General features: G+C 45.7%; 19 protein-coding genes. 5 read left to right on the top strand and 14 right to left on the bottom strand.

Annotation, left to right across the window (positions count from 1 at the left end; translation table 11 throughout):
* Positions 1-8 precede the first annotated feature (8 nt).
* From D1Z90_RS12770 to D1Z90_RS12755, 4 genes are all read left to right on the top strand, one after another.
* The gene (locus D1Z90_RS12770) at positions 9-1,679 is read left to right on the top strand and encodes an ABC transporter substrate-binding protein (RefSeq protein ID WP_119911157.1); all 1,671 of its coding nucleotides are present in this window, start codon (positions 9-11) and stop codon (positions 1,677-1,679) included.
* Between the two features lie 81 nt (positions 1,680-1,760).
* Positions 1,761-3,443, top strand: coding sequence for an ABC transporter permease (locus tag D1Z90_RS12765; RefSeq protein WP_119911156.1), 1,683 nt, complete (start codon positions 1,761-1,763; stop codon positions 3,441-3,443).
* Positions 3,443-4,069 carry an ATP-binding cassette domain-containing protein gene (locus tag D1Z90_RS12760; RefSeq protein ID WP_119911155.1) on the top strand — a complete coding sequence of 209 codons (627 nt, stop codon included), beginning with the start codon at positions 3,443-3,445 and terminating at the stop codon, positions 4,067-4,069. The genes D1Z90_RS12765 and D1Z90_RS12760 overlap by 1 nt, the downstream gene beginning before the upstream one ends.
* Position 4,070: 1 nt before the next feature.
* Entirely contained in the window at positions 4,071-4,685 is a 615-nt protein-coding gene (locus D1Z90_RS12755) for a CDP-alcohol phosphatidyltransferase family protein (protein WP_119911154.1), read from the top strand.
* 363 nt (positions 4,686-5,048) lie between these two features.
* Here the strand turns inward: D1Z90_RS12755 and D1Z90_RS12750 are convergent, their stop codons facing one another.
* From D1Z90_RS12750 to D1Z90_RS12715, 8 genes are all read right to left on the bottom strand, one after another.
* Entirely contained in the window at positions 5,049-8,498 is a 3,450-nt protein-coding gene (locus D1Z90_RS12750; protein ID WP_119911153.1) for an acyl-[ACP]--phospholipid O-acyltransferase, read from the bottom strand.
* 339 nt (positions 8,499-8,837) lie between these two features.
* Positions 8,838-9,047 carry a DUF3283 family protein gene (locus D1Z90_RS12745; RefSeq protein WP_119911152.1) on the bottom strand — a complete coding sequence of 70 codons (210 nt, stop codon included), beginning with the start codon at positions 9,045-9,047 and terminating at the stop codon, positions 8,838-8,840.
* Positions 9,048-9,066: 19 nt separating this feature from the next.
* Positions 9,067-10,605: a hydroxymethylglutaryl-CoA lyase-like TIM-barrel protein gene (locus D1Z90_RS12740; protein WP_198419176.1), complete on the bottom strand. Its 1,539-nt coding sequence runs from the start codon at positions 10,603-10,605 to the stop codon at positions 9,067-9,069.
* A 93-nt stretch (positions 10,606-10,698) separates the two neighbouring features.
* The gene (gene leuD / locus D1Z90_RS12735) at positions 10,699-11,313 is read right to left on the bottom strand and encodes a 3-isopropylmalate dehydratase small subunit (RefSeq protein ID WP_119911151.1); all 615 of its coding nucleotides are present in this window, start codon (positions 11,311-11,313) and stop codon (positions 10,699-10,701) included.
* A gap of 37 nt (positions 11,314-11,350) precedes the next feature.
* Positions 11,351-12,754, bottom strand: a complete 1,404-nt coding sequence (leuC, locus tag D1Z90_RS12730; protein WP_119911150.1) for a 3-isopropylmalate dehydratase large subunit — start codon at positions 12,752-12,754, stop codon at positions 11,351-11,353.
* Between the two features lie 338 nt (positions 12,755-13,092).
* The gene (locus tag D1Z90_RS12725) at positions 13,093-13,386 is read right to left on the bottom strand and encodes an MliC family protein (protein ID WP_119911149.1); all 294 of its coding nucleotides are present in this window, start codon (positions 13,384-13,386) and stop codon (positions 13,093-13,095) included.
* A 4-nt stretch (positions 13,387-13,390) separates the two neighbouring features.
* Positions 13,391-13,945, bottom strand: a complete 555-nt coding sequence (locus D1Z90_RS12720; protein ID WP_119911148.1) for a DUF1415 domain-containing protein — start codon at positions 13,943-13,945, stop codon at positions 13,391-13,393.
* Entirely contained in the window at positions 13,942-14,109 is a 168-nt protein-coding gene (locus tag D1Z90_RS12715) for a DUF3012 domain-containing protein (protein ID WP_119911205.1), read from the bottom strand. Before D1Z90_RS12715 ends, D1Z90_RS12720 begins: the two co-directional genes overlap by 4 nt.
* Before the next feature lie 169 nt (positions 14,110-14,278).
* Between D1Z90_RS12715 and D1Z90_RS12710 the strand changes: the two genes are divergently transcribed.
* Complete coding sequence (locus tag D1Z90_RS12710; RefSeq protein ID WP_119911147.1) at positions 14,279-15,493, top strand: Bcr/CflA family multidrug efflux MFS transporter; 1,215 nt, start codon at positions 14,279-14,281, stop codon at positions 15,491-15,493.
* On the opposite strand, the gene rnd is transcribed toward D1Z90_RS12710, so the two are convergent.
* From rnd to yoaA, 6 genes are all read right to left on the bottom strand, one after another.
* On the bottom strand, positions 15,490-16,698 hold the full coding sequence (rnd, locus tag D1Z90_RS12705) for a ribonuclease D (RefSeq protein ID WP_119911146.1): 1,209 nt from the start codon (positions 16,696-16,698) through the stop codon (positions 15,490-15,492). The genes D1Z90_RS12710 and rnd overlap by 4 nt on opposite strands.
* On the bottom strand, positions 16,619-18,292 hold the full coding sequence (gene fadD, locus D1Z90_RS12700; protein WP_119911145.1) for a long-chain-fatty-acid--CoA ligase FadD: 1,674 nt from the start codon (positions 18,290-18,292) through the stop codon (positions 16,619-16,621). Before fadD ends, rnd begins: the two co-directional genes overlap by 80 nt.
* Positions 18,293-18,419: 127 nt before the next feature.
* Positions 18,420-19,334: an alpha/beta fold hydrolase gene (locus D1Z90_RS12695; RefSeq protein WP_158587131.1), complete on the bottom strand. Its 915-nt coding sequence runs from the start codon at positions 19,332-19,334 to the stop codon at positions 18,420-18,422.
* An 8-nt stretch (positions 19,335-19,342) separates the two neighbouring features.
* Complete coding sequence (locus tag D1Z90_RS12690) at positions 19,343-19,624, bottom strand: hypothetical protein (RefSeq protein WP_119911143.1); 282 nt, start codon at positions 19,622-19,624, stop codon at positions 19,343-19,345.
* Positions 19,625-19,775: 151 nt separating this feature from the next.
* Positions 19,776-20,471, bottom strand: a complete 696-nt coding sequence (tsaB, locus tag D1Z90_RS12685; protein WP_119911142.1) for a tRNA (adenosine(37)-N6)-threonylcarbamoyltransferase complex dimerization subunit type 1 TsaB — start codon at positions 20,469-20,471, stop codon at positions 19,776-19,778.
* Positions 20,468-22,384: a DNA repair helicase YoaA gene (gene yoaA / locus D1Z90_RS12680; protein ID WP_119911141.1), complete on the bottom strand. Its 1,917-nt coding sequence runs from the start codon at positions 22,382-22,384 to the stop codon at positions 20,468-20,470. Before yoaA ends, tsaB begins: the two co-directional genes overlap by 4 nt.
* Between the last annotated feature and the right edge of the window lie 44 nt (positions 22,385-22,428).

The raw sequence follows: 22,428 nt of genomic DNA, 5'->3' as shown, positions 1-22,428 counted from the left end.
GATTGCTAATGCTCGCAAAGATTACAAAAGTTTCCGCTGCACTACTACTTGGTATGACAGCTCTGGTATCGCCGGCGAAAGCCGCTGATCAGGTATCACTCACCATAGTTTCAGAGTTCCGCCCATTATGGAAACGTAATTTTAACCCTTTCTTGGCGACCGACAGACTGCCAACAACCATGCAGTTCATCTATGAACCTTTGGTGGTATTCAATGAAATGAAAGGCGGAGAGCCAACCTATCGTTTGGCCACCAAACATTACTTTTCTGACGACCTGAAATCCCTCTTTTTTGAGTTAAGAGAAGACGTCAAATGGTCTGATGGCACAGAGTTTACCGCAGATGACGTGGTGTACTCATTGACTCAAGCATCAAAAGGTGGAACCGCTGATGTACAGGGTTTAGCGGGCCATATTCAAAGCGTGCATCGCTTAGGCAAATACAAGGTTGAAATAAAACTCAAACAAGTAAATACCGGTATTGATACGCAAATTGTACGCGCCCCCATCGTGCCTCGTCATATATTCTCTGCGGTTGAGGACATTACCACTTTTGAAAACCTCGAGCCGGTGGGTACAGGCCCATTCACTGAAATAGAGGTATTTTCTTGGCAGGTATACACCCAATGTCGTAATCCGCATTATTACGACAACAACAATTTAGCCATTGATTGTTTAAAGAACCCTATTATTCAAAATAACCGTCAGTTATTGGCCGCGGCTATCAAAGGTCGCTTAGATTGGACCTCCTCGTTTATTCCCAATATCGAAGAAGTATTATTATCTAAAAACGCCAGTACCCGTTATTGGTTCCCTGCCGCAGGTTCAGCTTCTTTTATGGTTAACTTTAAGACTCCTAATGTAGACAACCGCAAAGCATTCAACGATATAAATTTCCGCCGTGCGTTCTCAATGGCCATGGACAGAAAAAAAATCGTCGACGAGGCGGGTGCCGGATACTGGTCGGTTAATGAATACCCAAGTGGCTTGGGTGACCAATTTGAAGCCTGGGCGGATCCCGCGGTAAAAGCCAATTATGGCAAATTCAACACTTTTGATATTAACGGCGCGCAAATCTTACTTTCTACATCGGGTTACCGGGATATAGACGGTGATGGTTTTGTTGAAAACCCAGACGGTAGCCCAATAAAATTTGAAATTCTTGTGCCTAAAGGTTGGTCGGATCATATCCAAACAGTAGAAATCGGCATTGAAGGTTTAACAAAAATTGGCATTAACGCCTCAATTACTACCCCAGACTTTGGCGTGTTGAATGAGCAGATCAAATCTGCTGAGTTTGACGCCGCTTTTACCAACTACTTCGCCGGCGCTAACCCATACCGTTATTACTACACGGCATTCCATTCTGAGCAAATGGACAAAGCCCGTTTCGGCGGTCACCATTTCGTGGACAAAGAACTAGACGCATTGATCGACTCTTTTAATAAAACCGCGGTTGAAAGTGAGCGTGTTGCCATCATGCATCAAATCGAGAATTTCATTGGTTCACGTCAAATTACCATGCCGGTATTTAGCTCTAACTTTAACTTCCAATATGATGACGTGAGCTTCAAAGGTTGGTTCAGTGCAGACAACCCTAAAGCGATCCCAGTAGTTTGGCCTGACACACCTGAGCGCTTACTGCATGTACTGGATATCGAGCCCGTTTCAACGCAATAAACAGTCAGTAAAAGCGAAACCTCGGTTTCGCTTTTTTCTGCTCCATTGCTCAGTTCACGCCATCCATCCATCGCCACTTGTTTGTCTTTTACCATTTTGGCGGTCTTTTTATTACCCCTAGTCGTCGGGGTAATAGGCACTGTATTACCTGCGTTTAATTATTTGCCCGGTATTGGCTTAGATTCTTTTGGCTTAGCGCCTTTCAAACAAGTACTCCAACATCCCTCTAGTTTACCCGCAATAAAGCTCACATTATTCAGCGCGTTAAGCGCCAGCTTGTGCTCCCTACTTTTCGCTTGCTTCGTAGTATTAGCATGTTATCAGCAGCCCAAGTGGACGTTTATTGATCGCTGTTTAGGCCCTTTGCTGGCACTGCCCCATGCTGGGTTCGCTGTTGGGTTTGGCTTTTTAATTGCCCCGGCGGGTTGGCTCGCCCGACTGATTAACGCCTGGGTAATGCCAATTAACAGCGACAGCTTTTATCCCCTGACACAAGATCCACATGCGTTAGGGTTAATCTTAACAATGATAATTAAAGAGACACCATTTTTTGTTTTGATGATTGCTAATGTCGCTAAACAACTTCCAGTGCAAGCCACACTTAATAGCTGTGGCAGTTTGGGATATCACCACGCAACAACGTGGGTAAAAGTATTACTGCCGCAAATTATGCCGCGCCTTGCATTACCCTTTTTTGCCGTGCTGGCTTGGTCATTTAGCGCAGTGGATGTTGCGACAATTATTGGCCCTACCCGGCCCAGTACATTTTCGGTATTAATTTTATCTTGGTTTAACCACCACGACCTGAATTATCATGCGATGGGCGCTGCGGGCAGCATGATATTAATGACATTGCTAGTGAGTGTCATCGCGCTTATTTGGCTGTTTAGTAAGCTAATGTATCGGTTATTTTTTGTATTTTGCTGCAACGGTAAACGCCGCAGCTATACAGACAGGTTCATTCCTTTGGCTTGGCCTAGTTTTGTCGGCCTTATCGCCATTTTTATCGCCAGTGCTGTCATTCTCTGCATATGGTCTGTGGCACAGCGCTGGGGCTTTAGCAGTCCATGGCCCAGCAGTTTTACCGCGCAATATTGGTGGCGCTCGTGGGAGGCGACATCCGAGATTGTGATACAAACACTAATACTTGGACTGATGGCCAGTTTTATTGCAGTTATTCTCAACATTTTCATGTTGGAATTAGAAGCGCAACGTAAATTAAAAGGGACAAAATTGGGCTGGCTCAAACGTTACCACCTGTTGTTGTATTTACCCTTATTAATACCGGATATTGCCTTTTTATTTGGCGTACAAGTCGCGGCTACATCAATGCATATTCAAGGGACGTGGCTGAGTGTGCTATGGGGCCATTTAGTGTTTGTTTTACCTTATAGCTTTTTAACTTTGGCGCCGTATTACCGCGGTTTCGACATGCGATTATGGCAACAAAGTACGGTGCTCGGCGCCAGTCATGCGAAAACCTTGTTACAAATAAAACTGCCGATGTTGCTTACTCCCTTATTGGCCACATTCGCCATTGGTTTTGCCGTTAGCATCACGCTTTATTTACCCACTTTGTTTTTAGGCGCGGGCAGAATAAATACGCTGACAACCGAAATGGTCGCCTTGATGGCAGGTGCTGATCGCCGGGCTATCTCTGCTGCAGCTATCTTACAATTAACCTTGCCATTGATTTGCTTTACACTGGCATTATTGTACCCAATGTGGCACTTTCGCCATCGTTCATTGATGAGACCCCAATAATGCTAACGCTGTCTAATTTCAATCTCAAAGTGAACCAGCACGCGTTATTTTTGCCGATAAATATTCAAGTATCGCCCGGCACAATATGCTGTGTAATGGCCCCCAGCGGTGGCGGGAAATCGAGCCTGTTAAGTGCCATCGCTGGCACGCTACCCAGTGCAATAACTTGCAGCGGGAGTGTTAAGTTAGGCAGCACTTCACTACTGACATTGCCCACGCACAAACGCCATGTCGGTTTGATGTTTCAAGACGACTTGTTATTTCCTCACTTTAACGTTGCGCAAAATCTGGCGTTCGCCTTGCCACACAAGCTCAGCCGCAAAGAAAAGGCTCACGCCATCGCCGACGCGCTCGCCGTGGCTCAATTAGACGGCTATCAAACACGAGATATAGCGACTCTGTCTGGTGGGCAAAAAGCGCGTATAGCCTTGCTGCGAACTATACTTGCAGCACCAAACCTACTGTTACTTGACGAACCCTTTGCTAAGCTAGATCAAGCGCTGAGGCAAGATTTCAGGCAATTTTTGACCACGCAAGTGCAGCAATTAAACGTGCCGGCGTTATTAGTGACCCACGACCCTCAAGATACTCAAGGATGCCAGCTGCTCGAATTGGCACAAGGATGATATGCTAGACAAAATGGCACTTGCCATGATTAAACCAGCCACTCAGTGGAGTGCTAAACAATTGGATCGTTGCAAGCTCAAGGCCAACCAAGTTACCTTAATCGGTTTTCTTTTGGGCCTTTGCGCGCTGCCTTGCATTATTCTTGGCTATTTTATGTGGGCACTGGCATTTATCAGCTTAAACCGAATTTGTGACGGCCTTGATGGCGCACTGGCAAGACGGCATGGCGCGACAACGGTTGGTGCTTATCTGGATATCTGTTTAGACTTTATTTTCTACTCTGCGATTGTGTGGGCGTTTGCTTGGGCTTCTCCTGCAGACAATGCACTTGCTGCAGTCACATTAATACTCAGTTTTATGGGAACGGGGGCGAGCTTTTTGGCCTACGCCATTTTTGCTGAGCGCCATCAGATCAAAAATTTTGCTTATCCCAATAAAGGCTTTTACTACCTCGGAGGCATAACCGAAGGAACGGAAACCATTTTATTATTTGTGGCATTTTGCGTTTTTCCCCAATACTTCGCGCCACTGGCGTATGGTTTTGCCGCGTTGTGCTTGCTGACCACTGTGACACGCATTTTCGGTGGGGTCCATACCTTAAAATCGTACCAGTGAAATCGGCATTAATTTAGATTAACTCATGATCAAAATCATGGTTTTTATTTTCTGACCATTACTGCTGAGTTCACATTTGTGAATAAAAGTATCGTGAAGCTTAACGGTTTGACCAGTCTTGATTTGATTTTTCTTTGTTTGATACTTAATCTTTGCTGACGCGCCCACACTCAAAAAACAATAATTCTGTGGAGCCTTGGTGACCGAAACGATTACTTTGGTTTAGCGCATTCTACACCGCAAGCTGGCAAGCAATAACTTATTTTGGCTCCTTACCTGAAATAAGTTGCTTGCCTTTTTTTTATCTTGCAACAAGTAAAACGGCGCTCACTGGCGCCGTTTTTATTCACAATAGCAGCCTTACTAAACCATACTTAACGCTAACTCTTTTGCTTGGTTATAGTCCGTTTTGCCTGTGCCTAGCTTTGGCACAGCGTCTACTTGCACCCACTTAGCAGGTAACATTAAGGGATTAATACCTGTTTCGAGCAATACTTGCTTGATAGATGCACTGTCAATTTCACCTTGATGCAATAGGATAACTTTTTCACCTTTCTTAGCATCAGCGACTGCGACAGCAATGATCTCACTGTCTTTATCTATATGAGGTGTAATGGCCTGTTCTATCGCGCCCAAGCTGACCATCTCGCCACCAAGTTTCGCAAAGCGTGAATAGCGGTCGACTATGGTTAAAAAGCCATCTTTATCAATATGGCCCTTATCTCCGGTCACATACCATCGCTGGCCGTCAATCAATTTAATGACCGCATCTGTCTTTTCTGGGTTGTTTAAGTAGCCTTGCATCACCTGCGCACCGCCTATTAGCACCATGCCTGACTCGCCTGTTGCCAATTCGGTGTAATCATTAGGATCAACCACTTTAAAGCTGGTGCCGGGTAAAGGCATGCCAACCGTGCCTGGTTTACCTCCTAATTGTACCTGCCACCACGTCGTATCAAGCTGATCGGGCAGATTAACGCTTGCCACTGGCGTGGTTTCGGTTGTGCCATACCCTTCCAAGATAGTCTTGTTGAATTTACCTTGAAAAGCACTTCTGACTTCAGGGTTGAGTCGCTCTGCGCCCGCGACAACAATGCGTAACGAAGCAAACATCAGTGGGTGGAGTTTTTTGCTCTTGGTGTAAATGCGTAAGAACGTCGAAGTACCACACATAATCGTCGCTTGGTGCTTAGCCACGGCTTTACCTATGCCGGCTGCATCTGTTGGATCGGCGTGACAGACAACAGGTAAGCCTTCTACTAAAGGTAAAAACTGTGTGACTGTGAGACCAAAAGCGTGAAACAGGGGTAATGAAGCCATGACCACGTCACTCTCTTGAGTATTTAACACGTCTGAAATTTGCTTTAAGTTAGCCGAGATATTTTGATGGCTGAGCATGACACCTTTTGGCTGTCCCTCACTGCCACTGGAAAATAAAATGGCCGCGGTAGAGTCTGTCGCCACACGCTTATTGAACAAGATATTCAACACGCCAGCAGGTAACACTTTTACCGCAATCAGTGTCAGCAATTTTTCGCGTTTGCCAATCGACTTACTGATATCTTCTACCATTACGACATCAACATTATCCAGCCAGGCAGCAATATTAATGCCCCGTCGTTCAAGTTGCTTTAAAAAACGCTTAGAGCTATAAACCGTGCGAATGTCAGCTTGTTCAATGGCGGCTTTAACAGCGGCTTCACTGGCGGTGTAATTAAGGTTTACGAGGGTTTTACCGCGTAACAATGCCGCCATATTCGCCAACATCCCCCCCACACTGGTCGGCAGCAATAGGCCCACATTTTGGCCTGGCTTTTTCTTCATTCTGCGGCCGATACAAATCGCCCCTACCAAAGCGTGATAGGCACTGACTTCACCTGAAATACTATCAGACAGCGACGGCTTGCCTTTGACCCTTTTCACCGCACTGATCCAGGCACTGGATAAGGAAGGCAATTCTTGCACATGACTCTGCCAAGATTGAACCGACAAATCAAACACTCGGCGCTTAAGCACGTCGGTCTTAGTGTCTTTAGCAATTGGCGCACCAAAGGCCACCACCAAATCACGAAACATGCCTTCTCGGCGTAATTCTTTTAGATGCTTCGACGAACGGCTAAATTGGCTACCCCATAAACCTCGTAAATAGAAAGGCACAATTTTCACTTCGGTTTGAGTATGCTCACACGTTTTTTCATAACCCCGTCTAAACTCGGCCAGATGCCCCGTACGACTAATGGTACCTTCAGGAAATAAGGCGACAACATCGCCGTTGTCTAGCAGATCGGCCACCGTTTTCAAAGATGATAAACTCGAAGCTCCTGACTCAATCGGCACACAACCAACCAACTTGAAAAACCATTTTAGATACCACAAGTTGTATATTGATTTTTGCATCACGAACTTAATAGGTCGTGGGCAAGCTATCTGTAAGATGGCCCAATCAATCCAACTGATGTGATTACCCAAGAGTAACACCCCGCCCTCTCCTGGGATGTTTTTCATGCCGTGAACTGAAATTTTATAACGCCTTGATAAGATCCACGAAATGACGACCCTAACCAAACTCTGTGGTAATTTATAGACGGTGTAAGTACCGCCAATAATTGCCACGATACCAGTGAAGGAAATTAAAAAGACGCTGTCTAAGCCATACAAGGCAGCGCCTGCCGTGATCAATAAAAAGCTCGCCATCGCCACGTTTTGCACCCAATTATTGACCGCTAAAACCCGACCCATTTCATGCTCCCCAGCTTGAAACTGAATCAGGGAATTAAGCGGGACAATAAACAAGCCACCCATGGTGCCAACCACTAAGAAACACGCCGCTTGACTAAGTGACGTCTCCATATGGGGTAATAACCAAAGCGCCACTGCAATGCCCAGTGCACCTATTGGCACTAAGCCCGTTTCAATGTGATTTTTAGACCAGCGACCCGCTAACCAAGAGCCTAATGCGATGCCTAAGCCAGTGGTTGCAATCGTGCCTTGGATAACTAGCGTGTTGGTCACGTCGAAATGCGCTTTTGCGTATGCTGGAAACGCCGCCAAGAGCATTTGGCCAATCGCCCAAAACATAGATAACCCAATGATTGATAGGCGGATCACACTGCGTTGTTTTAACGGTGATAAGCTTTGCTTCATCAATTGGCCGCTGCGGTAGGCTTGCCAGTCAAAATGCGCTTGCTGTTGGTCTTGCTCCAATTGCGGTAAACGATAAGCCATGACGAGCTCAATCAAAGAGTTCGCCACCAAGATCCAACCTAAAGGCGCTATCAATAATAATATTTCAGATGGCGTCGTTGCCGAAGCGTCATACCGCTGCTCAAATAATAACGAGTACACTACGGTGCCAGCCAAGATGGCAATAATGGACACGCCTTGTACGAGACCGTTTGCTTGTGCAAGGCGCTCTTTGCCAAAAAGCGGCTTAATGTAGCCGAATTTTGCCGGTGAATAGAGGGCCGATTGCACGGCTAATAAAAAGGTCATGGCAAATGCGGGCCAAAACCAACCTAGGTAATAGCATGCTGTAATACCAAGGGTTAATACCACGGCCACCCATGCCGAAAAGCGCATCACCTTGTTTTTGGCAAATCGGTCAGAAAGGTAACCTGCTGGGGTCAATAATAAGATGAAAGGTAACAGTATTAATCCATTCACAATGGCGGTGAGTACTATTTGCTCTTGACCGTCATACACCTTAAAGACAGTGTTCTGAATAATAATTTTGTGGCCAAGATCCACAAATGCGTTAAGAAATACGGCTAAAAAGAAAGGAATGGCGCCTGCGAATTGCCACAGCTTTTTCATTACATCTGTCCTTCGTAAATGATAAAAACGTGATAATCATATCGAATTTTTCACGGCCGTGTTAACAAAAGTCAGAATTCTGGGTGTAAGTATGAGGTGGCGCAGGAGAGAAGCGCTTAAACTCATACTAAACGGTGAAAATATCAGCTAAATATCAAAAAAACTTGTGAACTGGCTCAAGCCTTGCTACTTTGAGCGCGTTTTAGACAGCAGCGCTTTAAGCGCTATTTGTAGGGTGTAGTGTCTTTGCAAATATCGCAGCGTTGCCATTCACTGTAAGTGAATCAACTCCTTGATATCCTTTCCGCTTGAAAGACTGATTACCAAGCGAAGCCGGCGTTAAGCCGGCATTTTTTTATACTTTTCAATACCTTGAACATAAATCGCCAAGGCTTGTTCAGAGTTAAATTTGGCTTTTTGCTGCTCTAGGTAAAACTCTGGTTGCTCACCTGTTTGCACTTTCCAAACGTCATAGGCGGCTTGTTTGTCGACTTCAATGCCTTGCTTTTCATCGCTCGGCAATAATGCCAAATTGTATGACTGCTTCATCCGTCGACTCCCATTACCGTTAGTGTTGATCTTTAGCGTGCAACTTAATGTTTAGCATGCGCAGTGTCGCACCAATGCCCGCTAATACTTGGTTAGTATTGACGCCACGAGTACGAATCTGTCTATCGCCATCTTGCCAAGTAACGACACATTCGGTAAACGCACTGGTTTGCCCACCCGGTGGTATACGCAATTGAAAGTCTACCAACTCAGGGAAATCAAACTCTGGCTCAATCAGTAATTTTTTCATCGCGCTAATAAAGGCATCAAAGCCGCCGTTACCGCTAGCTGACGATTTTTTAATTTCACCATTGATACTGACGCGAATACTGACCACAGACTCCAAGTCTAAACCTGAGGTAATCGAACAATTAAGCAACTCAACGTGAGAGTAATCTTTACGCTCTAATAGATCCGCAACCAAAAACGGCAAATCTTCTGGCGTTATGGTTTCTTTTTGGTCGCCTAATTTAACGATGCGATCGAGTAATCGCTTCTGCTGTTCAACCGTCAGCTCAATATCCATGGCTTCAAGGTTTTTCGCCAACGACGCTTTACCACTCATTTTACCCAGCGCATAACTGCGTAAGCGGTCAAAACGCTCAGGAGTCAAGGCCGACATGTACAAGCCACCTTTTTTATCTCCATCGGCATGAATGCCACTGGTTTGGGTAAAGACATCGGCGCCAACAATCGGTGTATTATCAGCAATGCGTTTGCCAGAGAAGTTTTCAACCAGCTGACTGATATGATGAAACTGGCTTTCGTCAATTTCTACTTGCATACCCAGCTTATCTTTTAAAACCACGGCGACTTCTGCTAATGAAGCATTACCTGCACGCTCACCTAAACAATTAACGGTACAGTGAATAGAGCTAATACCAGCTTTTGCCGCAAACATCGCGTTTGCCGTAGCCAAGCCGTAATCGTTATGAGGATGAAAATCAAATTTAGTAGCTGGGAAGCGCGCAATCATATCTGACAAACTGTCAAAGACCTCGTCCGGCGACATGACGCCTAAAGTATCTGGTAGCATAAAGTGCTCAATGCCTGCGTCTTGCAACATGGTCACCATGTCATACACGTACTCAGGGCTGTCTTTATAACCGTTAGACCAATCTTCTAAATAAATGTTTACCGTAAGCCCTTGACTTATCGCATAGGCCACGGTTTGTTTGATATCAGCAACGTGTTGCTGCAAGCTTTTGCGTAATTGCTCAGCGCAATGCTTTAAGCTGCCTTTAGCAAGCAGGTTTAATACTTGGCCGCCAGTGTCTTTGATCCAATCAACGCTCAAAGTATGATCTACAAAACCAAGCACTTCGATGCGATCAACCAAGCCTTCTGTTCGCGCCCAGTCGTTAAGCTTTTTAACGGCTTCTTTTTCGCCATCCGAGACACGTGCTGATGCCACTTCTAAGCGGTCAATTTTTAATTTTTGCAACAGCGCTTTGGCTATGCTGACTTTTTCTGTTGGCGGAAAAGAAACCGATTGGGTTTGCTCGCCATCGCGAAGCGTAGTGTCCATGAGTAGAACACGGCGGTTAGATAGTCCCATGCTGCATTGTCCTTATTGCACACTCAAATTAAGTGTCAAAAAAAACGCGGCGAATGCCGCGCCTTTAGTCAACTTACCGTCGAGAAATAATGCTTATTTCCACAACCAAGGCAGTTGTTGTTTATGCTTTTCTTCGAAAGCTGTAATTTTATCTTCGTGCTTCAATGACCATGCGATGTCATCAAGGCCTTCTAATAGACTTTGCTTACGGAAAGCATCAACTTCAATATTGATAACAATGCCGCCTGGCGTAGTCAGCTTTTCAGCTTCTAGGTCAACGGTAAATTCAACCCCTTCATTACCATTAATTTCAGCCATTAGCGCTTCAAGTTCGGCGGTCGTCACTTTAATTGGGATGATGCCATTTTTGAAACAGTTGCTAAAGAAAATATCGGCAAAGCTGGTCGAGATAACCGTGTTAAAACCGTAATCTTCAATCGCCCACGGTGCGTGCTCACGTGATGAACCACAACCGAAGTTATCACCTGCAACCAAGATTTTAGCACCTTGGAACGCTGGCTTGTTCAATTCAAAATCAGGATTTGGCGTGATGCCATCATCCAGAAAACGCCAGTCATGAAACAAATGAATGCCAAAACCCGTACGCTCAACCTTTTTCAAGAATTGCTTGGGGATGATTTGGTCGGTGTCGACGTTACTGCGATCCATTAATGCCGCAACGCTAGTGTGCTTTTGATAAGCTTTCATTTAATACTCCAAATAAACTTAGTGTGGCGATTGAGGATTAATCCCAATTCCTGATATCAACAAACGTACCGGCAACAGAAGCTGCTGCAGCCATCGCAGGTGACAATAGGTGAGTACGACCACCTTTACCTTGACGACCTTCGAAGTTACGGTTTGAAGTCGACGCACTACGTTGACCTGGAGACAGTTGGTCACCGTTCATTGCCAAACACATTGAACAGCTTGGCTCACGCCACTCCCAACCTGCTTCGATAAAGATCTTATCCAGACCTTCTTCTTCCGCTTGGTTTTTCACTAAGTAAGAGCCAGGTACTGCAATCGCTTGCACACCTTCAGCCACTTTTTTACCTTTAAGTAGCTCAGCAGCAGCACGGAAATCTTCAATTCGACCATTAGTACATGAGCCGATGAAAATGATGTCTAGCTTAACGTCAGTCAAAGACTGACCAGCTTCAAGACCCATGTAGTTAAGCGCTGATTGTGCTGCTTGAGATTTAATTTTGTCATCAAAGTCTGCAGGGCCAGGAACCGGTGCGTTGACATTGATTACTTGCTCAGGAGATGTGCCCCAAGTAACTTGTGGTGCAATCTCTTCCGCTTTTAGTTCAACGATAGCGTCAAATGTTGCGCCTTCATCAGAAACCAATGATTTCCAGTAGGTAACCGCAGCATCCCAATCGTCACCCTTAGGTGCAAATTCTTTACCTTCTAGGTAATCGAATGTGGTTTGGTCAGGTGCGATAAGACCAGCACGTGCACCACCTTCAATCGCCATGTTACAAAGGGTCATGCGCCCTTCCATGGTTAGGTTGCGTACTGCTTCACCCGCAAACTCGATAACGTAACCAGTACCACCAGCAGTACCAATTTTGCCGATAACAGCAAGTGCAATATCTTTAGCAGTCGCAAACTTGGATAGCGTACCGTCAACTTGAACCAACATGGTTTTTGATTTCTTCTGCTGTAATGTTTGCGTCGCCATTACATGTTCTACTTCAGAAGTACCAATACCAAATGCAAGGGCACCAAACGCGCCATGCGTCGCGGTATGGCTATCACCACAACATGCAACCATGCCTGGGTGTACAAAGCCATGCTCAGGAACAACGATATGGATAACACCGTTATTTGGGCTTTCCATGTCGTACAAATTCAAACCGTGCTCTTCACAGTTTGCCGCCATCGTTTCTATTTGTTTTTTTGCAATGGGGTCAGCAAGTACCGCGCGAGCTTCTTTTTTGGTAGGAACACAGTGATCCATGGTTGCTAACACGCTGTGTGGGTTACGGATAGCGCGTTGCTTAAGTTTCATGCCTTCAAATGCTTGCGGGCTTGTTACTTCGTGCATGAGCTGCCTGTCCACGTAAAGCAGAGGCGTGCCGCCTTCTGGCTCATGAACTAAATGGCTGTCCCATATCTTTTCATACATCGTTTTATTCATTGCTTCCTTACCACTCTTCACTTTGCGTATAACGCAAATCAACCGTGTAACGAGGCTTAAGCCTAACGTCTCATTTTGTCACGGCGGATCAGCTGAAAATCGCAATATTAAAGGATTGCCCTTATAGGCTCAAGTAAGAAAAGACAAATTAGTCTCATAAAATAGCTAATCATGCTGAATCAATGACTGTAAACGGTTTGCAATCAGCAGGTTAAACTGATTTTGAGAAAATAGGTGAATGTATATATTGATTAGCGGAAGATAAATAGCTAAATACACTAAGCGTCACTGTGAGTCACTTAGTGTATCTTTATGAAAATTTTATTGCGTTTTCATCGCTATTGACGAACACATTGCTTATGTAATGTTTCTCCTTCTCCTAACATGGCTTCGCCACCTTTAGAGAAAAACATAAATTCTGCGTTGACATAACGAGAGCCTGAAGCAGTGGGGACTTGTTTTAAGTCGTGGTCTTCACCAGCAAAATTTAACACGGCTTTCACGCCTTCAGTGGCAAGGTAAAACTCCGTTTTATCTGCGCACACATACTTTTTACCTTCCGGGCCCTTGGAACAAGCTGCTAGCACCGTCAGTGAAGAAATGGCTACTGCCAATATCAATCGATTTTTCATTGCGTCATTCCTTATACAAATATGAAAAAAGCTGTTGTCTTTGCTGCTTCGTTAACGACTCAACCTTTGTGATATTCCGCTGTGGAATAGACTCATGGTCTGGGTAACTGGCTAATGCCCTTGTCATGCTTGCTTCCCTGATCAGGTGAAACATGGGAAAAGGAGCACGATTGGTTAAATTTTCCGGGTCATCCGGAGCCGTTCCAGCAAATTGATAATTAGGATGAAAACTGGCGATTTGAAACACGCCGCGCCACTCTCGTTGGTCTATAATGTCTTCAACCCAATCTAGCGCATCATTATAGTCAAAGAAATCCTGCAGCAAATGAGGGATGACTAATACTGTGGTATCAAGCACACTCGCGGGAGTATCATTCAAGTGATTGAGGGCAAGTTCCACTTCATCGAGTAAAGCATCAATATTTTTCGCTTCACTCAATTGCATGTTTATTTGTTGATTACGATGAGGTTTAGCCGCAAATGGACACAGATTTAGTCCGATGACTACCTGCTCTAGCCAACGCCAAGATTGCGCTAATACCTCAGAGTTCTGACTCATTTAAACAAACATTCCGTGGCATAATCAGCCGCTTCGTTAGGGGTAATGTCACCCGCCGATTTTTCTTTGATCATTTTACACCATTCCGGTGTCCCCACTTTTGGACTACAAGCCATTAACGAAGAAGACAGAACCAAAACAGCCAACAGAGAAATCAATTTCATCGAGATACCTATAATTACTTCAAAAATATAGTTAAAAAACCGACTCATGTTACACCATAAAATGCAACACCATACAGTAACTTATTTTTAATACGTGTTATTAACCTAGGTTATTAGCCGATTGAAGCACAAAGTCGTAAACTGACTCTTTGCTTAACGGGGCCAAACTATGAAATCTGTGTCTATACCGGTTGGTTTATTACTCATTTTAGCCCTACTCTCCGGTTTAGCCCCGATGGCCATCGATATGTACCTGCCTGCGATGCCCACCATTGAGTCGGCGCTTGGGGCCAGTGCACAACAAGTTCAATTAACACTCAGCGTGTTTCTGATCGGATTTGCAATTGGCCAACTTGTCTATGGCCCTTTGTCAGATAGCTTCGGCCGTAAAGGCATCATGCTCACTGGCTTAGCCATCTTTACCCTAACCAACCTCGCCGTGATGATAGTAGACGATATCTCCACTTTAACCTTACTGCGCTTTTTTCAAGCCATTGGTGGAGGCGCGGCCTCAGTGATTGTTGGTGCGTTGATTCGAGATATGTACCAACGCGAACAGTTTTCCAAGATCATGTCTTTTGTCATACTGATCATGACCCTCGCCCCTTTAGTTGCGCCGACCTTAGGTGGAGTATTAATTACCATAGCCCCATGGCAAGCCATTTTCTACTGCCTTGCAGGCCTGGGGGCCATCACTATGTTAGCCGTTTACTTTGGGATAAAAGAAACCTTACCCGAGTCAAAACGAGTGCCATTCAATGCCCGTAATATTGCCAACAATTACGGCCAGGTGTTAAAAAATCTACGTGCCCTCGGTTATATGCTGGTCGGCGGTTGCTCCATCGCAGGCATGTTTGTATTTTTGACTACGTCTCCCCATATTTACATTGATTATCTGGCCATCCCTGCCGAGCATTACGGCCTATATTTCGGCCTGAACGTACTCATGATGATGACTGCGACTTGGTGTAACAGTCAGCTGGTTGAACGTTATGGTTCAGACACCATGATAAAAATCGGTTTGGGAGTTATCTCATTGATGGCCGGGGTATTTTTATACATCGGCTTAAGTCACAGTGAAAATGCAACGCTGATCATCGCGGCATGTGTTGGCTTTGTCGGCATGATGCCACTCATTGGCTCGAATTGTATGGCTGGTATTTTATCTGAATTTGGCGATATTGCCGGTACCGCAACGGCAATGACTGGCACGGTGCGTTTCGCGATTGGTGGCGCAGCTGGCGCATTTGCCAGCCTTTGGTATGTGCCAGATGCCAGTGTGTTAGCATTTGGCATGGTGCTATCGGCGGTATGCTCGGTCAGCGCTTATGTTTTACTGGTGCACAAACACAAACCGGCATTGCAGATAAGCCGCCAAGCTTAGCCCAATTTGATGATCGGGCTCAACATCTCATAGCGCCAATCCGATAATAGCATAGGACGTTCTGCGTCGGCTTTTTCAGCATCAGATAATTTCCATAACCAACCCAAGTATTGATGTATGGTTTTTTTCGATGCCAATAACTCAACCGCAATGTCATTCTGCTGCGCGGCTAATGCTACCGCTTCTTTGATACGTTTAAATTCAGCTTTGTAACCTGCGTATTCGATCACGGGCTTTATTTTAGCGGGAAGCTGATCCGGAGCCAGGGCCATAGCCTGCTTTACCAACGTAATGATAGTATCGCCATGAACACGGATCTCTTGCTCGGTTAAGCCCAACTGGCTCAACGTCGATTTTGATTTAGGCTGGTGTTTCGCCACTTCCCATAAATGGGCTTCTTTGACGACAAAGTTAAGTGCATAATTTCGCGTCTTTGCGGTGTTAAAACGCCATTTAGCGAGAGCTTGTAACACAGCCAAACCGCGCTGGTTAAGCTTAGCGGCATTTTTGATATCGACGTACAGCTGGTCTTCTTCAGGCTGCTGCAAACGTTTGTTTACTTGGTTATGGCATTCTTGTTTAAACATTTGCAACAAGCCTTTTTTGTTCAACTGCTCAGCGAGAATGTCATAACAAGGCTCTAAATAAACCACGTCTCTGATGGCGTAATCTAGCTGCCTATCAGCCAATGGCCGCGCTAGCCAATCCGTGCGAGCTTCGCCTTTGTCGAGTTTAACGCCCAATAAATTGTTCACCATCGCCGCATACCCCAGAGAATGCCCCATATTCAAAAAACCACAGGCAATTTGGGTATCAAGGTGTTCACCGTTCAAATCACCTTTGTGATTTTTGACAATTTCTAAATCTTCCGCGAACGAATGCCACAGCGTAGTGCGAGACTCTAATGCTTGCCAAAATGGTGCAAGATCGCCGACCGCTAATGGGTCAATCAAGTAATACTCTTGGTCTTGGGCAAACTGCAATAGGCCCAAATTAGCATAATAGGTGCGGGTACGAACAAATTCGGTATCGAGGGCGATAATGTTATCGCTCATGGCATTATTCAATGTCATAAGCGCATCTTGAGTACTGATGTATTTAAATTTCAACTGCTCTACTCTTAGGCTAGTGGCCAGATTTAGCCATTTCTTCTTCCCTGAGTACACGACGAAGGATCTTGCCCACGTTGGTCTTAGGAAGCTCATTCCTAAATTCTATCAGCTTTGGTACTTTATAGGCAGTGAGCTCACCTTTACAATGTTTAATAATCTGATCTTGGGTCAAGCTTGGTTCTTTTTTCACCACAAAGATCTTCACTTTTTCACCCGTATCGTCGTCTGGCATGCCAATCGCCGCGACTTCTAGCACTCCCGGATGACCCGCTACCACATCTTCAACCTCATTCGGAAAAACGTTAAATCCAGAAACAAGTATCATGTCCTTTTTACGATCAACAATATAAATAAACCCTTGGGCATCAATTTTGGCTATGTCCCCGGTGTGCAGCCAGCCTTCTTGATCAAGTTCAGGCGTCTTCGCAACTTGCCAATAGCCCGACATCACTTGTGGGCCTCGCACCTGTAATTCCCCCACTTCACCGACCGCTAGCTCTTTTCCTTCATCAACAATGCGCACTTCAGTGGAAGGAATGGGTAAGCCGATACTGTGGTTATAACTTTCCAAATCGTACGGGTTCACCGTCACCAGCGGCGCACACTCCGTCAAACCATAGCCTTCTAATAAGCGGCATTTGGTGAGGTTTTGCCACTCTGTTGCCACACTTTTTTGTACTGCCATGCCCCCACCTATGGTTAAGCGAAGCTTGGAAAAATCGAGTTGATGAAAGGCTTGATTGTTGAGTAAACCATTAAATAACGTGTTTACACCTGTCAACACTGTGTACGGGGTCTTTTTTAACTCTTTAATAAAATTTGGAATATCTCTTGGGTTTGTGATCAATAAATTGCTCGCCCCTAATCGCATCATTAACAAACAATTCACTGTAAGTGCAAAGATGTGGTAAAGCGGTAGGGCCGTCACAATTGTCTCTTTACCCTGTTGTAACACAGGCCCGTAAGCTGCAAGTGCCTGATATAAGTTAGCAACAATGTTACGGTGGCTGAGTTTTGCGCCTTTTGACACACCTGTCGTACCTCCAGTGTATTGCAAAAAGGCCAGATCATCTGGCGTACAAGACACCGCAGCTAAATGATATTGTTTGCCCTTAGCCAAGGCTTGCGACAATGAGGTGGCTTGCGGCAAATGATATGCTGGCACCATTTTTTTAACGTGCTTAACCACAAAATTGACCAAGTGACCTTTTATAAGGCTGAGCTTATCGCCTAGCGTAGTGATCATCACGTGCTCAATATCTGTTTCCGCCACAACCTTGGCCAAGGTATGAGCAAAATTCTCTAAAATGACGATGGCTTTAGCGCCAGAGTCACGCATCTGATGCTTTAACTCGCGGGGCGTGTAAAGGGGGTTAACGTTCACCACCACTAACCCCGCACGAATAGCGCCAAACATCGCAATAGGGTATTGCAACAAATTGGGCATCATCAACGCAATTCGGTCACCGGGAACAAGCTTAAGCACATGCTGACAGTAGGCCGCAAAATCGGCACTTTGCTGCTCCAACTGGCGGTAAGTTAAGCGCGCTCCCATATTGATATAGGCGGTATTATCGGCAAAGTCATTCACGCTGCGAGCAAATACATCAATCAAGGTTTCATTCGCGCTTAAATCAATTGACTCAGGCACATCGGCGGGGTATCTGTCTAACCAAATTTTGTCCATAGTATCCACCAAAATACGGGGCTAGGGCTGACGATAAAAACGATAAGCACTTGTGTCAGCATGAAAAATATTAATTCAGAGTATATTGTCAGTCTCAGTTTTGTACCATTAACAAGCCGGTTACAATTCAAAGTTTAACAAAAAATTCTTCAACTGCTTGGCCGACTGCCTCGGCATGCTCAATATGAAAGTGATGGTGACCGGGTAATTGCTGGTAACTGAGTTGTTGAAACAAGTCCTGCCGAGCGTGAAAGTGATCAGCAATTTGTTGGTGCCCTTGCTTGGCTAACAAACATAAGGTTGGACATTTGATACTGCTAACCAACTGCTCCGCCTGCGCGGGTGCTAAACGAAATGGGGATATTTGGAGCAGCTTTTGATCGTGACGCCAGCGATATTGCCCCTGCTCCTCCACATTATCGCGAGCCACCATACTGATGCCATCTTCAATGGACAGGGCTAATGCACGCGCTTTCGCGTGTTGCAGTTGCTGCAAACTGCGTAATTTTGGCGCTCGACTGGAGGCTGGCGATTGTCGCTTTAGTAAGGCTTGGCGTAAATGTGAAGTCGTCTCGGTAACGGCTAGGGCCAACGGGCCAGCACTTTCAAGTAATACCAGACTTCTCACCCACTCAGGAAACGCGGCGGCAAAACAGCTGGCAACCATGCCACCGAGCGAATGGCCAATAATGTGCACAGGCCCTAAAGCTTGCACAACCTGGTGCAAATCCCCTACCCAATCAGCAAAATGGTAGTTGTGCGGTTTGTGGCTGGAGTGACCATGGCCTGGCCAGTCAATGGCAATAAATCGCCAACTGGATGTTTGGGTTAAACCCGAGTATGACTGACGCCCCACCATTTCCAGTGCCGCTTGCTGAGTTTGCAACACGTCAGTCAAGGTATCTTCACACAGCAGAGGTAAAAAGGAATGGCAATTATCGAGCCAACCATGAAGGCACAACACAGTTTGACAGGGATCTTCTGCTGCGCCACTTTGCCAGCTCAGGCCGCGAATAAAGCCATCGGTAATGGGGTAACTCACCGCCACCATCAAGCGTAAAGGTCTACACCAAAGGTTTCAGAAATCGCCTCACGGGCAGGTGCTTTAGCAATATCTTCATACTGATGAATGGCTTTGCTATGGCGTTGATCGGGCTTATCATAAGCCAACTTCACTTGTTCCACCGTCGCCGCAGTGAGCGTCGTTTTACGAACAGGCGTCATCGCCTGCGAAGCCGCTACTTCGTTGGTTTGATTGGATGATGTTGACGACTTTTGTTGGCCACTCGAAGGGGTGGGCAACACATAAGTCGTATTTACACTGTTTATCACTGACACATATCCATTATCGACGTATCTCTTAACCACTCTGCCTAAAAGCGAAAACTATAACAGCTCTGCCATATTGGCTTCACTTTTGATTATAGCGATAAGCACAAGCCACTCACATCAAAAAATATAAAACTCTGCGTTAGGTAGCAGCTTATTCTCTACCAGGCAGCTTTTTCCAGGTGACCTTATCTCGCAGGTAAATGGCTTGCGCCTTGTCGGCACTCACTGTTTCACCGCGTTGCCAGCAATTTTTTGCAAATGGCAACATAAACTCAGCAGCCGGAAACTCAACCACCACATCTTCCGTAATGGCAAAATGATCAAGTAATGCAGGGTAAGCTTGCCAGCCTGTGCCAACCGCAGTCATCGCCGGCGCTAAGTTGGCATACATCTCACATACCCCTTCAGGCGTTAACACGTGCTCTTGCCCAACCAGCGTCATGATTCCGTCACCATGATCTTGATAATGGCCAAAGTACACTTCCCCCATGCGGGCATCAATGGCAGCTAACACTGAAGTGGCGCCCTGCTGCTCTCGGGCCTGCTGCGCCATGGCTTGTAAAGTAGAGACACCTATCATAGGTAACTCCGCGCCAAACGCTAAACCTTGTGCAATTCCTATGCCGATACGTACGCCAGTGAAACTGCCGGGGCCTTGACCATATACAAGCGCGTCACAGTCGCTCAAGGTCAGCTTCGCGCTGGCTAACACTTCATCCACCATAGGTAGGATCCGCTGGGTATGCTCTCTTGGGCTAAATTGGAAATTTGCATAGCGCTTATCTGCGCTTTCTACCGCCACTGAACAGCCTTCAGTTGAGGTATCCACTGCCAAAAATTTTGTCATAACTCATCCATTTGTTGCAAAAATGCACTGACTTTTGCCAAGTCTCGCGTTCTCGGCATGGAAGGTAAACTATTCAAAAAAATATTACCATAATTTCTGCTGACCAAGCGCGGGTCACATATCACTACCGCGCCTTTGTCTTGAGTGTCACGAATCAAGCGCCCAACCCCTTGCTTCAAGGCAATAACAGCTTGCGGCAATTGCACGCTTTGAAACGGGTCTAATCCTTTGAGTTGAGCGTCTTCCATCCGTGCTTTAAGCAAGGGATCATCCGGTGCCGTAAAAGGTATCTTGTCTATTACTACCAAAGACAAGGTTTGCCCACGTACGTCTATGCCTTCCCAAAAAGCCCCTGTTGCAACCAACAAGGCATTGCCGTGATCAATGAACTGCTTTAATAACGCTTGTTTGCTGGTTTCACCTTGGACTAAAACCGGCAATTCCAATTGCTGTTTGAACAGCTCAGCCAACTCGTTCATCATAAAATGGCTGGTGCATAGAAAGAAACAGCGTCCTTGATTGATATTGATAATCGGGGCTAATTGGTTAACCAGCCACTGCGCTAAACCACGAGTGCCAGGCTCAGGGATATAACGAGGTACGGCCAACAAGCTTTGACGGGCAAAATCAAACGGGCTTTTAAGCAATAAATGCTCGGCGTTTTGTAGACCCAACAGGTTAGCGTAATGGTCAAATTGCTCATTCACCGTCATGGTGGCAGAGGTAAACACCCAGGCCGCTTGCTTTTTATCCATTTCTAGCGCGAAACGTTCTGCCACGCTCAACGGCGTAATATGCAAAGAAAAGTGCAGCCGTGAACAATCATACCAATAACTAAAGCCAGCTTGATTAACGTCGAGCATTTTGTCGAATTGCGCTTTAAATTGGGTTAATCGCTCAAAACAATGGTCAAGCACTTCACTGCGGTTTAAGTTTAATTTGGCTACGTCATACGTAAATTGCATGGTTTCTAACAAGCGGGCAATGGCTACATTCATGCGCCCAGCTTGCAATTTCTCTCGCCAACTTCCTGTACCCTGTTCCAATTCAAACGCTAACCGGAGTTCTTGCACCGCGGACTTAAACGCCAAAGTAGCTTTGTTTAATTGGCTTAGATCCCGCAGTTCGCTGCGATAACAAAACTCTAAGTCTTTGCACAGTTCAAAAAACTGTCGACTTGATAAGCTTTGGCCGAAATATTGGCTGGCAATATCTGGTAACTGATGGGCTTCGTCAAAAATATAGGCGTCTGCTTCTGGCATTAGCTCACCAAACCCCGTGTCTTTTACTGCTACATCAGCAAAAAAAAGGTGATGATTAACAACCAAGATATCGGCATCCATGGCCTTTTGCCGCGCTTTAACCAAGTAGCAATCGTCATAATCAGGACAGTCACGGCCTAAACAGTTGTCATTACTGCTGGTGACCAGAGGAATGATTGCTGCGTCTTCAGCTAGGCCGTCTACTTCCGACAAATCGCCATGTTGGCTGCTGGCAGACCAGGTCTTAACTTTGACTAAATCCGCCAACAAACTGGCATCTTGCTGGTGGCTCTGCAACATAAATCGGTTGAGCCTTTCAATGCATAAATAGTTACTGCGCCCCTTTAAGATAGCTGCAACGCCGGTGTAATTGACGGCATCCAATAAAAAAGGCAGATCGCGAAGAAACAACTGTTCTTGGAGGTTTTTACTGCCAGTAGAGATGATGGTTTTTTGCTGCTTTAGTAAAGCGGGAACGAGATAAGCAAAGGTTTTTCCAGTGCCCGTTTCAGCTTCCACCAATAAACGCCCTTGTTGGCCAAGGGTATCGGCAACGGCTTGGGCCATTTGCAGTTGCGGCTGACGTGGCTGATAACCATTAATTTGCTGCGATAGCGCGCCAGTAGCAGAGAAAAAGTCAGCAACAGACATGAAGCACCAACATCAATGTGAAAAACGCCATTATGCCAGCTCCT

The sequence above is a fragment of the Motilimonas pumila genome (genome assembly GCF_003596335.1).
GTDB classification, from domain to species: domain Bacteria; phylum Pseudomonadota; class Gammaproteobacteria; order Enterobacterales; family CBDFNC01; genus Motilimonas; species Motilimonas pumila.
Note: the sequence above shows the minus strand (reverse complement) of the source record. Positions and strands in the feature narration are given on the sequence as shown.

Bases quoted from the DNA above. Each gene is read 5' to 3' on its own strand.
- D1Z90_RS12720 (WP_119911148.1), bottom strand. From the start codon at position 13,945: ATGAGTCAGAACTCTGAGGTATTAGCGCAATCTTGGCGTTGGCTAGAG.
- D1Z90_RS12715 (WP_119911205.1), bottom strand. From the start codon at position 14,109: ATGAAATTGATTTCTCTGTTGGCTGTTTTGGTTCTGTCTTCTTCGTTA.
- D1Z90_RS12740 (WP_198419176.1), bottom strand. From the start codon at position 10,605: ATGGGACTATCTAACCGCCGTGTTCTACTCATGGACACTACGCTTCGC.
- fadD (WP_119911145.1), bottom strand. From the start codon at position 18,292: ATGGACAAAATTTGGTTAGACAGATACCCCGCCGATGTGCCTGAGTCA.
- D1Z90_RS12725 (WP_119911149.1), bottom strand. From the start codon at position 13,386: ATGAAAAATCGATTGATATTGGCAGTAGCCATTTCTTCACTGACGGTG.
- D1Z90_RS12755 (WP_119911154.1), top strand. From the start codon at position 4,071: ATGCTAGACAAAATGGCACTTGCCATGATTAAACCAGCCACTCAGTGG.
- D1Z90_RS12710 (WP_119911147.1), top strand. From the start codon at position 14,279: ATGAAATCTGTGTCTATACCGGTTGGTTTATTACTCATTTTAGCCCTA.
- leuC (WP_119911150.1), bottom strand. From the start codon at position 12,754: ATGAATAAAACGATGTATGAAAAGATATGGGACAGCCATTTAGTTCAT.
- D1Z90_RS12745 (WP_119911152.1), bottom strand. From the start codon at position 9,047: ATGAAGCAGTCATACAATTTGGCATTATTGCCGAGCGATGAAAAGCAA.
- D1Z90_RS12750 (WP_119911153.1), bottom strand. From the start codon at position 8,498: ATGAAAAAGCTGTGGCAATTCGCAGGCGCCATTCCTTTCTTTTTAGCC.
- D1Z90_RS12770 (WP_119911157.1), top strand. From the start codon at position 9: ATGCTCGCAAAGATTACAAAAGTTTCCGCTGCACTACTACTTGGTATG.
- D1Z90_RS12760 (WP_119911155.1), top strand. From the start codon at position 3,443: ATGCTAACGCTGTCTAATTTCAATCTCAAAGTGAACCAGCACGCGTTA.
- rnd (WP_119911146.1), bottom strand. From the start codon at position 16,698: ATGAGCTTCCTAAGACCAACGTGGGCAAGATCCTTCGTCGTGTACTCA.
- leuD (WP_119911151.1), bottom strand. From the start codon at position 11,313: ATGAAAGCTTATCAAAAGCACACTAGCGTTGCGGCATTAATGGATCGC.
- yoaA (WP_119911141.1), bottom strand. From the start codon at position 22,384: ATGTCTGTTGCTGACTTTTTCTCTGCTACTGGCGCGCTATCGCAGCAA.
- tsaB (WP_119911142.1), bottom strand. From the start codon at position 20,471: ATGACAAAATTTTTGGCAGTGGATACCTCAACTGAAGGCTGTTCAGTG.